Here is a 12,017-nt window from a genome sequence, read left to right as displayed (position 1 = left end):
GTCGCCGGCGCCCTGCTTGTCCAGGTCGTCCTCGTCGCCCTCGACCCGAGCCTCGTAGGCGGTGTCGACGCCCTGCGCGATGTCGGGCGACTGAGCACCGATGGACACCGACACGCCGCAGGAGGCGCCGTCGAAGCCCTTCTTGGAGCTGTCGTAACCGATCTCCAGGATCTTGTCCCGGACGAGCTGGGCGATCGGCGCGTACGCCTTCGTCGTCACCTCGCCGGCCACGTGCACCTGGCCGGTGGTGATGAGCGTCTCCACGGCGACCCGGGAGGTCGGGTCCTCCCGCAGGAGAGCGTCGAGGATGGTGTCGCTGATCTGGTCAGCGATCTTGTCGGGGTGTCCCTCGGTCACGGACTCCGAGGTGAACAGGCGGCGAGACACAGCGCTCCCTGGGGTTGCAGCGGCTGCTGACTGAAGGCCCCCGGCGAACCGGGGACATCCGGAAAGACTTGATTCCTGGAGTCTAACCGTCTGCTTCCGCCGAACGTCACCCGCTTCCGGAAAACGAGACCGTTATCAAGCGACTCTCCGACCGGACTCAAGCGCCTTACGGACGGTTACCGACCGTTTCCAGTCGCTTCACGACCAGGTCCCAGACCACGTCCGCGAGCACCTCCTTGGGGCCGACCGGAACGGCCGTCTCACTGCCGTCGGAGCCCAGCACCACGGCCTCGTTGACGTCCGTCCCGAAGGCCTTGCCGTCGCCGACCTCGTTGACGACGAGCAGGTCGCAGCCCTTGCGGGCGAGCTTGGCGCGGCCGTACGCGAGCACGTCGTCGGTCTCCGCCGCGAAACCCACGACCAGTTGGCCCGAACGGGTCCGGTGGGCGGACAGCTCGGCCAGGACGTCCGGATTGCGGACCAGCGCGACCGGCGCCGGCTCGACCCCCTCGACCTTCTTGATCTTGCCGGTGACGTACTCGGCGGGCCGGAAGTCGGCCACCGCCGCCGCCATGACCACGGCGTCCGCGTCCCGCGCCGCCTCCAGCGCGGCCTCGCGCAACTCCAGCGCGGTCGAGACGTGCACCACGTCCACCCCCGCCGGATCGGGCAGTTCCGCGTTGGCCGAGACCAGTGTCACCCGCGCCCCACGGGCCGCCGCCGTCGCGGCGAGCGCGTAGCCCTGCTTGCCGGAGGAGCGGTTCCCGAGGTAGCGGACCGGGTCCAGCGGCTCCCGCGTGCCGCCGGCCGAGACCACCACGTGGCGTCCGGCGAGGTCGCTCGGCACGGCGCCGCCCCGGCGCAGCACGGCCCGGCAGGCCTCGAAGATCGCGGTCGGCTCGGGCAGCCGCCCCTTGCCGGTGTCCTTGCCGGTGAGCCGCCCGACGGCGGGCTCCAGCACGATGACGCCGCGGCGGCGCAGCGTCGCGACGTTCTCCCGGGTGGCCGGGTGCTCCCACATCTCGGTGTGCATGGCCGGCGCGATCACGACCGGACAGCGCGCGGTGAGCAGGGTGTTGGTGAGCAGGTCGTCGGCCAGGCCGTGGGCGGCCTTGGCGATCAGGTCCGCGGTGGCGGGGGCGACGACGACGAGGTCGGCCTGCTGGCCGATCCGCACGTGCGGCACCTCGTGGACGTCCTCCCAGGTCTCGGTGGCGGCCGGGCGCCCGGACAGGGCGGCCCAGGTGGCCTCGCCGACGAAGTGCAGCGCGGCGGCGGTGGGCACCGCGGTGACCCGGTGGCCGGACTCGGTGAACCGGCGGAGCAGCTCGCAGGCCTTGTAGGCCGCGATGCCGCCGCTGACGCCGAGGACGACGCGCGGGGCGTCCGCGCCGGTCCGGTCCGAAGTCGCGCTCATGATCCCGCTCTCCTCCACTCCAGGGACGTGCACACCCTACGGCCCCGGGACGATCACCCGCACCGGGGCCCCGTCCGCGCCGCGACACGGAGGAGCGGGAACACCGAAGGGCCCGGCGGAAACGATTCCGCCGGGCCCTTTCGGAGAGTTACGAGGTCGACCGACTCAGGCGGCCTCGACCGCCTCGGCGGTCAGCATGCCGGCGTTGATCTCGCGCAGCGCGATCGACAGCGGCTTCTCGTGGACGTGGGTGTCGACCAGCGGGCCGACGTACTCCAGCAGGCCCTCACCGAGCTGGGAGTAGTACGCGTTGATCTGGCGCGCACGCTTGGCGGCGTAGATCACCAGGCTGTACTTGGAGTCGGTGGCCTCGAGCAGCTCGTCGATCGGCGGGTTGATGATGCCCTCGGGCGCGGTCATGGAAGAGGACACGCGAAAACCTTCCGAAAGGTGGAAAAGACAGACAGGTCAGCCTACACCGAGCAAGGCTAGCAGTTCGGCCGCCACCTGCTCGACGGAGGTGTTGACGAGCGTCGTGTCGAACTCCGGCTCCGCCGCCAGCTCGACCTTGGCGGCCTCCAGCCGCTTCTCGATGACGTCCTGCGGCTCGGTGCCCCGGCCGGTCAGCCGGCGGACCAGCTCGTCCCAGCTCGGCGGAGCCAGGAACACCAGCTGCGCCTCGGGCATCGACTCGCGCACCTGGCGGGCGCCCTGCAGGTCGATCTCCAGCAGGACGGGCTCGCCGCGCTCCAGCTTCTCCAGCACCGCCGCGCGCGGGGTGCCGTAGCGGTTGCCGGCGAAGACGGCCCACTCCAGGAGCTCGCCGTTGGCGACCAGCTTGTCGAACTCGTCGTTGTCGACGAAGTGGTACTGGACCCCGTCCTGCTCGCCGGGCCTCGGGTGGCGGGTCGTCGCCGACACCGAGAGCCAGACCTCGGGGTGCTGCTTCCTCATATGAGCGACGACCGTGCTCTTGCCGACCCCCGAAGGGCCGGAGAGCACGGTCAGCCGCGGACGCTCACTCATGCACCGATTATCCCGGATCGCGGACGATCCCGGGACCACGGGGGCGCGGTCAGGCGGCACCGCCGCCGAACTCCCGCTCCAGGGAGGCGATCTGGTTCGTGCCGAGACCACGGACACGACGGCTCTCGCTGATGCCGAGGCGCTCCATGATCTGCTTGGCCCGGACCTTGCCGACGCCCGGGAGCGACTCCAGCAGGGCCGAGACCTTCATCTTGCCGATGACGTCGTTGTCGGCCTTGCCGGCCTTGATCACCTCGTGCAGGGAGGCGCCGGAGTGCTTGAGCCGGTTCTTGACCTCGGCGCGCTCCCGGCGAGCCTCGGCGGCCTTGGCGAGCGCGGCGGTGCGCTGTTCAGGGGTAAGGGGCGGAAGAGCCACGCCGTTCACCTCAGGGTGTGGAAGGAAGGGATTGAGCTATGACTGGTTCGGTTCTGAAGGACACCTCCGCAAGTGGAACCCCAGGGCCCTGACCTGCGGGAGCTACGAGAATCGCGGCTCTTCGATGACCTATCGCCGGACACTACCCGGATTGCGGCGCCGCGTCAGGAAAAGAACACGAAAAGTCCTGGTCAGCCAAGGCCGACCAGGACTTTCCGGGGCAAAATGACCGCGATTGCGAGACTTTGGCACCGCCGATGTGACGGCGCTCACGTCAAGCGGGAGCCCGGCGGAGCGGCACCGCCCGGTCCTGCGCACACTGCGCAGGGTCACCGGCCGGCTACCACCCGGCTCCCGGCCCCGCTTCGGGCCGTCCTACTTCACCGCGTCCGCGTACTCCCCCACGAACCGCTCGGCCGCCTCGCGCAGCGCCGGCACCGAGGGGCCGTGCTTGAGGACGTCCCGGCTGACGCTCGGCACGACGTTGCGCACCGAGGCGCCGAACACCCGCGGCAGGTCCGCCATCGTCGCGCCCTGGGCGCCGATGCCCGGGGCCAGAAGCGGGCCGTTGATCGCGAGCTCCACGCCCGCGTCGGCGAGCGTGGCGCCGACGACCGCGCCGAACGAGCCGAGCGGCTCGGCCCCGGCGTTCTCGGCCGCCAGCTGGCGCAGCACGCAGGCCGCGACCGGCTCGCCGCCGGCGCCGACGGCGCGCTGCACCTCGCCGCCCTCCGGGTTGGAGGTGAGCGCCAGCACGAACGCCCCGCAGCCGTGCTCGCGCGCGAGGTCGAGCGCCGGGCGCAGCGAGCCGAAGCCGAGGTAGGGGCTGACGGTGAGGGCGTCGGAGAACAGCGGGCTGCCGGGCGAGAGGAAGGCCTCGGCGTAGGCGCCCATGGTGGAGCCGATGTCGCCGCGCTTGGCGTCCATCAGGACCAGCGCACCGGCCGCGCGGGCCTCCTCGACGGTCTTCTCCAGCACGGCGACGCCCTTGCTGCCGAAGCGCTCGAAGAACGCGGCCTGCGGCTTGAGCACGGCGACCCGGTCGGCCAGCGCCTCGACCACGGTGCGGCTGAAGGTCTCCAGGCCGGCGACGTCGTCGCCGAGGCCCCATGCGGTGAGCAGGGAGGCGTGCGGATCGATGCCGACGCAGAGCTGGCCGCGGGTGTCCATGGCCTGGCGCAGCCGGGCGCCGAACGGGGCGAGGGTCATGTCGTCTCCGGGGTTTCCAGTGGCGGTACGGGGGTTCACGAGGGGCGGACGGCGCTGCCGACCGCCGCGGCCAGGTCGCGGAAGCCCGCGTCCCGGAGCCGGGCCGAGAGGCCCTTGTGGATGCGGCGGCACCAGAACGGGCCCTCGTAGATGAAGGCGCTGTAGCCCTGGACGAGGTCGGCGCCGTGGATGATCCGCTGCCAGGCGTCCTCGGCGCTCTCCACGCCGCCGACCGAGACGAGCGTCAGCCGGCCGCCGGTGCGGGCGCGCAGCCGCTGGAGGACCTCCAGGGCTCGGGCCTTGAGCGGGGCGCCGGACAGGCCGCCCATGCCGATCTCCTCGACCCGCGCGGCGTCGGCCCGCAGGCCCTCGCGGCCGATCGTGGTGTTGGTGGCGATGATGCCGTCCAGGCCGAGCTCCAGGGCGAGGTCGGCGACGGCGTCGACGTCCTCGTCGGCGAGGTCTGGGGCGATCTTGACCAGGAGCGGCACGCGGTGCGCGGTGGTGCGGTCGGCGGCCTCGCGGACGGCGGCGAGCAGCGGGCGCAGGTGGTCGACGGCCTGCAGGTCGCGCAGCCCGGGGGTGTTCGGGGAGCTGACGTTGACGACCAGGTAGTCGGCGTAACGGGCCAGCCGCTCGGTCGACTTGACGTAGTCGGCGACGGCGTCGGCCTCCTCGACGACCTTGGTCTTGCCGATGTTGACGCCGATCACCGGGGTGGAGCTGGTGTGCGGCCGGGCGGCCAGGCGGGCGGCGACCCGGGCGGAGCCCTGGTTGTTGAAGCCCATCCGGTTGATCAGCGCGCGGTCCTCGACCAGGCGGAACAGCCGGGGCGCCGGGTTGCCCGGCTGGGCCTCGCCGGTGATGGTGCCGATCTCGACGTAGTCGAAGCCGAGCATCGCGAGGCCGTCGATGCCGACGCCGTTCTTGTCGAAGCCGGCCGCGAGCCCGAACGGGCCGGGCAGGTCGAGGCCGAGGGCGCGGGTGCGCAGAGCGCGGTCCTGCGGGGCGAGCACCAGCCGGACGAGGGTGCGCAGGCCTGGCACGGAGGAGGCGAGGCGGATCCAGAAGAAGGCGAGGTGGTGGGCCTTCTCCGGGTCCATCTTCTTGAAGACGAGGTCGAACAGAAGCTTGTACAAGGGGGGTCAACTCCCGGTGCGGCGAGCGGATTCGGGCACAAGAGTGGGGGGCACCCGACTGGCTTCGGTGCCCCCCACTGCGGTGGTGCTACTTGCGGCCGGCGTTGATCAGCTCGGCGTGCTCCTGGAGCGACATCACCCCGACCTCGTCGCGCAGCAGCCGGTCGATGCCCTGGACGGCCGCGCCCATCGCCTGGACGGTGGTCAGGCAGGGCACGGCGCGGGCGACGGCCGCGGTGCGGATCTCGTAGCCGTCGAGGCGCCCGCCGGTGCCGTACGGCGTGTTGATGATGAGGTCGACCTCGCCGTCGTGGATCAGCTGGACGATCGTCTTCTCGCCGTTCGGGCCCTCGCCCTCGCTGTGCTTGCGCACCAGCGTGGACGGGATGCCGCCGCGCTGGAGCACCTCGGCGGTGCCGGCCGTGGCGAGCACCTCGAAGCCGAGGCTGACCAGGGCGCGGGCCGGGAAGACGAGGTTGCGCTTGTCCCGGTTGGCGACGGAGACGAAGACCTTGCCCTTGGTCGGCAGCGCGCCGTAGGCGCCGGCCTGGGCCTTCGCGTAGGCCGTGCCGAAGACCTTGTCGATGCCCATGACCTCACCGGTCGAGCGCATCTCCGGGCCGAGGACGGTGTCCACCCCGCGGCCGTGGACGTCGCGGAAGCGGCTCCACGGCATCACGGCCTCCTTGACCGCGATCGGCGCGTCGGCGGGCAGCGTGCCGCCGTCGCCCTCGGCCGGGAGCATGCCCTCGGCACGCAGCTCGGCGATGGTGGCGCCGAGCGAGACCCGGGCGGCCGCCTTGGCCAGCGGCACCGCGGTGGCCTTGGAGGTGAACGGGACGGTCCGGGAGGCGCGCGGGTTGGCCTCCAGGACGTAGAGGATGTCACCGGCCATCGCGAACTGGATGTTGATCAGGCCGCGGACGCCGACGCCGCGCGCGATGGCCTCGGTGGAGGTGCGCAGGCGCTTGATGTCGAAGCCGCCGAGGGTGATCGGGGGCAGCGCGCAGGCGGAGTCGCCGGAGTGGATGCCGGCCTCCTCGATGTGCTCCATGACGCCGCCGAGGTAGAGCTCGGTGCCGTCGTAGAGCGCGTCGACGTCGATCTCCACCGCGTCGTCGAGGAAGCGGTCGATGAGCACCGGGTGCTCGGAGATCAGGCCGGCGTGCCGCTCGAGGTAGGAGGCGAGGGAGGCCTCGTCGTAGACGATCTCCATGCCGCGGCCGCCGAGCACGTAGGACGGGCGGGCGAGCACCGGGTAGCCGATCTCGTCGGCGATCGCCTTGGCCTCCTCGAAGGAGAAGGCGGTGCCGTGCTTGGGCGCCGGCAGGCCGGCGTCGCGCAGGACGCGGCCGAAGGCGCCGCGCTCCTCGGCGAGGTCGATCGCCTCGGGCTGGGTGCCGACGATCGGCACGCCGTTGTCCTTGAGCGCCTGGGCGAGGCCGAGCGGGGTCTGGCCGCCGAGCTGGACGATGACGCCGGCGAGCGGACCGGCCTGCTGCTCGGCGTGCACGATCTCCAGGACGTCCTCCAGCGTGAGCGGCTCGAAGTAGAGCCGGTCGGAGGTGTCGTAGTCGGTGGAGACGGTCTCCGGGTTGCAGTTGACCATGACGGTCTCGTACCCGGCCTCGGCCAGCGCGAAGGAGGCGTGGACGCAGGAGTAGTCGAACTCGATGCCCTGGCCGATGCGGTTCGGGCCGGAGCCGAGGATGATCACCGCGGGCTTGGTGCGCGGGGCGACCTCGCTCTCCTCGTCGTAGGACGAGTAGAAGTACGGGGTCTTGGCGGCGAACTCGGCGGCGCAGGTGTCGACGGTCTTGAACACCGGGCGGATGCCGAGCGCGTGGCGCACCTCGCGGACGACGTCCGGCTTCAGGCCGCGGATCTCGCCGATCTGCTGGTCGGAGAAGCCGTGCCGCTTGGCGTGGCGCAGCAGGTCCGGGGTGAGCTCGGCGGCGTCGGCGAGCTCACCGGCGATCTCGTCGAGCAGGAAGAGCTGGTCGACGAACCACGGGTCGATCTTGGTGGCCTCGAACACCTCCTCCGGGGTGGCGCCGGCCCGGATGGCCTCCATCACGGTGTTGATCCGGCCGTCGGTCGGCACGCCCGCCTTGGCCAGCAGCTCGGCCTTGTCGCCCACGGGGCCGGTCCAGGAGAACTGGGAGCCCTTCTTCTCCAGCGAGCGCAGCGCCTTCTGCAGCGCCTCGGGGAAGTTGCGGCCGAGGGCCATGGCCTCGCCGACGGACTTCATGGTCGTGGTGAGGGTGGCGTCGGCGCTCGGGAACTTCTCGAACGCGAAGCGCGGCACCTTGACGACGACGTAGTCGAGGGTCGGCTCGAAGGAGGCCGGGGTCTCCTCGGTGATGTCGTTGGGGATCTCGTCGAGCGTGTAGCCGACGGCCAGCTTGGCGGCGATCTTGGCGATCGGGAAGCCGGTGGCCTTGGAGGCGAGCGCCGAGGAGCGGGACACGCGCGGGTTCATCTCGATGACGATGACCCGGCCGTCCTCGGGGTTGACCGCGAACTGGATGTTGCAGCCGCCGGTGTCGACGCCGACCTCGCGGATGACGGCGATGCCGACGTCGCGCAGGATCTGGTACTCGCGGTCGGTGAGCGTCATCGCCGGGGCGACGGTGATCGAGTCACCGGTGTGCACGCCCATCGGGTCGAAGTTCTCGATGGAGCAGACGACCACGACGTTGTCGTTCTTGTCGCGCATCAGCTCCAGCTCGTACTCCTTCCAGCCGAGGATGGACTCCTCCAGGAGCACCTCGGTGGTCGGCGAGAGGGTCAGGCCCTGGCCGGCGATGCGGCGCAGGTCCTCCTCGTTGTGGGCGAAGCCGGAGCCGGCGCCGCCCATGGTGAAGGAGGGGCGCACGACGACGGGGTAGCCGCCGAGGGTGTCGACGCCGGCCAGCACCTCGTCCATGGTGTGGCAGATGACCGAGCGGGCGGACTCGCCGTGGCCGATCTTGGCGTTGACGGCCTCGACGACGCCCTTGAAGAGGTCGCGGTCCTCGCCCTTGTTGATCGCCTCGACGTCGGCGCCGATCAGCTCGACGCCGTACTTCTCCAGGGTGCCGGCCGCGTGCAGGGAGATCGCGGTGTTCAGCGCGGTCTGCCCGCCGAGGGTCGGCAGCAGCGCGTCGGGGCGCTCCTTGGCGATGATCTTCTCGACGAACTCGGGGGTGATCGGCTCGACGTAGGTGGCGTCGGCGATCTCCGGGTCGGTCATGATCGTGGCCGGGTTGGAGTTGACCAGCACGACCCGCAGGCCCTCGGCCTTGAGGACGCGGCAGGCCTGCGTGCCCGAGTAGTCGAACTCGGCGGCCTGGCCGATCACGATCGGGCCGGACCCGATCACCAGGACGGACTTGATGTCAGTGCGCTTAGGCACGCTGGCCCTCCATGAGCTTCACGAAGCGGTCGAACAGGTAGGCGGCGTCGTGCGGGCCGGCGGCCGCTTCGGGGTGGTACTGCACGCTGAAGGCGGGCACGTCGAGCGCCTGAAGGCCCTCGACCACGTCGTCGTTGAGGCAGACGTGGGAGACCTCGACCCGCCCGTAGGGGGTGTCGCTCACCTTGTCCAGCGGCGCGTTCACGGCGAAGCCGTGGTTGTGGGCGGTCACCTCGACCTTGCCGGTGGTGCGGTCCTGCACCGGCTGGTTGATGCCGCGGTGGCCGTACTTGAGCTTGTAGGTGCCGAAGCCGAGGGCGCGGCCCAGGATCTGGTTGCCGAAGCAGATCCCGAAGAACGGGGTCCCGCGCTCCAGCACGCCCTGCGCGACGGCGACCTGGTGGTCGGCGGTGGCCGGGTCGCCCGGGCCGTTGGAGAAGAACACGCCGTCCGGGTTGACGGCGTAGACGTCCTCCAGCGTGGAGTGGGCCGGCAGCACGTGGACCTCGATGCCGCGCTCGGCCATGCGCTGCGGGGTCATCGCCTTGATGCCGAGGTCCAGCGCGGCGACGGTGAACTTCGCGGTGCCGACGGGCAGGGCCTCGCCGTCGGGGCCGATCGCCGGCACGATGTACGGCTCGGTGGTGGCGACCTCGGCGCACAGGTCGGCGCCCTTCATCTCCGGCGACTGCTGCACCCGGGCGAGCAGGGCGGCCGGGTCGGCGAGCGCCGGGCCGGAGAAGATGCCGCAGCGCATCGCGCCGCGGTCGCGCAGGTGCCGGGTGAGGGCGCGGGTGTCGATGCCGCTGATGCCGACGACGCCCTGGCGGACGAGCTCGTCGTCCAGCGAGCGGCGTGAGCGCCAGTTGGAGGCGACCCGGGCGGGGTCGCGCACGACGTACCCGGCGACCCAGATCCGCTTGGACTCGTCGTCCTCGTCGTTCCAGCCGGTGTTGCCGATCTGCGGGGCCGTCATCACGACCACCTGCCGGTGGTACGACGGGTCGGTGAGGGTCTCCTGGTAGCCGGACATGCCGGTGTTGAAGACCGCCTCGCCGAAGGTCTCGCCGACGGCGCCGTAGGCCTGGCCGCGGAAGGTCCGGCCGTCCTCCAGGACGAGCACGGCCGGGACGCGTTCCCGCCGTTGGCGCTGCGTGGTGGGGGCAGGTGCGGTCATTGCGCGGCCTCTTCCGTCTTCGTCTTCGTACGTGTTGCGAGGTGAGCGACCGCCTCGACCCAGGCGGCGTGCTCATCGGGGTGGTCGGCCCGGAAGCCGGAGTCCAGCTCGGTGCCCTCGTGCGTCCAGGTGACGACGAGGATCCCGGCCGGGACGACCTTGCCGGCGATTCCGGAGTCCGTGCGGGCACCGGTCAGGTGCCCGGCCGGGATCCAGAGGTCGACGTCGCCGGGGCGGCGCACCAGCAGGCCGTCCTCGCCCAGCGTGAGGTCGGCGCGGCTGCGGGTGCCCAGGCCGTGCGCCACGACCCGGTCGAGCCAGTTCCCGGCGGTGGTGGTGCCGTGGTACCGGCCGCTGGTCTCCAGGATGGTCCGGCCGGCGCCGGCCGGCACGGCGGGCAGCGGCGGGATGCCGGACTGCAGGGTGCGCCGCCAGTTCCAGCCCTGGCGCATCAGCCAGTAGACGAGCCCGATCACGATCAGCAGACCGACGGCCCAGCCGATGTACGCGGGCCAGTCGTGGACCTTGGCCTGTTCCTGGGCCAGCGGGGTGAGCGGGGCGAGCGTGCGGTGGGGACTCACGCCTCGGCGCCCTGCTCGACGAGCTCGCCGGCCAGGACGGTGGCCCGGCCGCGCAGGAACGTGGCGTGCACCCGTCCGGGCAGGTCGAGGCCCTTGTAGGGGGTGTTGCGGCTGCGGGTGGCGAAGCTCTCCGGGTTCACGGCACCACGGTACGCGGGATCGAACAGCACCAGGTTGGCCGGCTCACCGACCGAGACGGGCCGGCCCTGGCCGGCGAGACGGCCGATCCGGGCCGGGCGGTGCGACATGCGGTCGGCCACGCCCTCCCAGTTCAGCAGGCCGGTGTCGACCATGGTCTGCTGCACGACCGACAGCGCGGTCTCCAGGCCGACCATGCCCATCGCGGCGACGGCCCACTCGCAGTCCTTGTCCTCGGCCGGGTGCGGCGCGTGGTCGGTGGCGACGGCGTCGATGGTGCCGTCGGCGAGGGCCTTGCGCAGCGCCTGGACGTCCGCGGCGGTGCGCAGCGGCGGGTTCACCTTGTAGACGGGGTCGTACGAGCGGACCAGTTCGTCGGTGAGCAGCAGGTGGTGGGGGGTGACCTCGGCGGTGACGTCCCAGCCCTTGGCCTTGGCCCAGCGGATGATCTCGACCGAGCCGGCCGTGGAGACGTGGCAGACGTGCAGCCGGGAGCCGACGTGCGCGGCGAGCAGCACGTCGCGGGCGATGATCGACTCCTCGGCGACGGCCGGCCAGCCGCCGAGCCCGAGCTCGCCGGAGACCTGGCCCTCGTTCATCTGGGCGCCCTCGGTGAGCCGCGGCTCCTGGGCGTGCTGGGCGACGACGCCGTCGAAGGCCTTGACGTACTCCAGGGCGCGGCGCATCAGCACGGCGTCGTCGACGCACTTGCCGTCGTCGGAGAAGACCCGGACGCCGGCGGCGGACTCGTGCATGGCGCCGAGCTCGGCGAGCTTCTTGCCCTCCAGGCCGACGGTGACGGCGCCGACCGGCTGCACGTCGCAGTAGCCGGCCTCCTGGCCGAGTCGCCAGACCTGCTCGACGACGCCCGCGGTGTCGGCCACCGGGGTGGTGTTGGCCATCGCGTGCACGGCGGTGAAGCCGCCCATCGCGGCGGCCTGGGTGCCGGTGAGGACGGTCTCGGCGTCCTCCCGGCCGGGCTCGCGCAGGTGGGTGTGCAGGTCGACCAGGCCGGGCAGCACGATCAGGCCGGTGGCGTCGATCTCGATGTCGGCCTCGACGGCCAGAGCGGTGCCGATCTCCTTGATGACGCCGTCGGCGAGGTGGAGGTCCTGCGGGGCGCCGCCGGTGATCTGGGCGTTGCGGATCAGGTAGGTGACCATGGTGTTG

At 71.7% G+C, this 12,017-nt stretch carries 11 protein-coding genes; all 11 read right to left on the bottom strand.

What is annotated here, in order from left to right; translation table 11 throughout:
- Positions 1–387: S-adenosylmethionine synthetase N-terminal domain-containing protein (locus PUR71_RS30740; RefSeq protein ID WP_329930442.1), on the bottom strand; the 387-nt coding region annotated here is incomplete at its 3' end.
- A gap of 166 nt (positions 388–553) precedes the next feature.
- Positions 554–1,804 (bottom strand): bifunctional phosphopantothenoylcysteine decarboxylase/phosphopantothenate--cysteine ligase CoaBC, encoded by a 1,251-nt coding sequence (gene coaBC / locus PUR71_RS30735; RefSeq protein ID WP_329930441.1) that lies wholly within the window; start codon positions 1,802–1,804, stop codon positions 554–556.
- Positions 1,805–1,969: 165 nt separating this feature from the next.
- On the bottom strand, positions 1,970–2,236 hold the full coding sequence (rpoZ, locus tag PUR71_RS30730) for a DNA-directed RNA polymerase subunit omega (protein ID WP_030056185.1): 267 nt from the start codon (positions 2,234–2,236) through the stop codon (positions 1,970–1,972).
- A 36-nt stretch (positions 2,237–2,272) separates the two neighbouring features.
- Positions 2,273–2,830, bottom strand: a complete 558-nt coding sequence (gene gmk, locus PUR71_RS30725; protein ID WP_329930440.1) for a guanylate kinase — start codon at positions 2,828–2,830, stop codon at positions 2,273–2,275.
- A gap of 49 nt (positions 2,831–2,879) precedes the next feature.
- Entirely contained in the window at positions 2,880–3,206 is a 327-nt protein-coding gene (mihF, locus tag PUR71_RS30720) for an integration host factor, actinobacterial type (protein WP_030056187.1), read from the bottom strand.
- Between the two features lie 375 nt (positions 3,207–3,581).
- Positions 3,582–4,415, bottom strand: a complete 834-nt coding sequence (gene pyrF / locus PUR71_RS30715) for an orotidine-5'-phosphate decarboxylase (RefSeq protein ID WP_329930439.1) — start codon at positions 4,413–4,415, stop codon at positions 3,582–3,584.
- A 35-nt stretch (positions 4,416–4,450) separates the two neighbouring features.
- Positions 4,451–5,554 (bottom strand): quinone-dependent dihydroorotate dehydrogenase, encoded by a 1,104-nt coding sequence (locus PUR71_RS30710; protein WP_329930438.1) that lies wholly within the window; start codon positions 5,552–5,554, stop codon positions 4,451–4,453.
- An 88-nt stretch (positions 5,555–5,642) separates the two neighbouring features.
- On the bottom strand, positions 5,643–8,951 hold the full coding sequence (gene carB / locus PUR71_RS30705) for a carbamoyl-phosphate synthase large subunit (protein ID WP_329930437.1): 3,309 nt from the start codon (positions 8,949–8,951) through the stop codon (positions 5,643–5,645).
- Positions 8,944–10,128 (bottom strand): glutamine-hydrolyzing carbamoyl-phosphate synthase small subunit, encoded by a 1,185-nt coding sequence (carA, locus tag PUR71_RS30700; protein ID WP_329930436.1) that lies wholly within the window; start codon positions 10,126–10,128, stop codon positions 8,944–8,946. The genes carB and carA overlap by 8 nt, the downstream gene beginning before the upstream one ends.
- Complete coding sequence (locus PUR71_RS30695; protein WP_329930435.1) at positions 10,125–10,709, bottom strand: PH-like domain-containing protein; 585 nt, start codon at positions 10,707–10,709, stop codon at positions 10,125–10,127. Before PUR71_RS30695 ends, carA begins: the two co-directional genes overlap by 4 nt.
- Positions 10,706–12,010, bottom strand: a complete 1,305-nt coding sequence (locus PUR71_RS30690) for a dihydroorotase (RefSeq protein ID WP_329930444.1) — start codon at positions 12,008–12,010, stop codon at positions 10,706–10,708. Before PUR71_RS30690 ends, PUR71_RS30695 begins: the two co-directional genes overlap by 4 nt.
- Positions 12,011–12,017 lie beyond the last annotated feature (7 nt).

It is taken from the genome of Streptomyces sp. SP17BM10 (genome assembly GCF_036322405.1).
Lineage (GTDB): Bacteria > Actinomycetota > Actinomycetes > Streptomycetales > Streptomycetaceae > Kitasatospora.
This window is presented reverse-complemented; position numbering and strand designations above follow the sequence as displayed.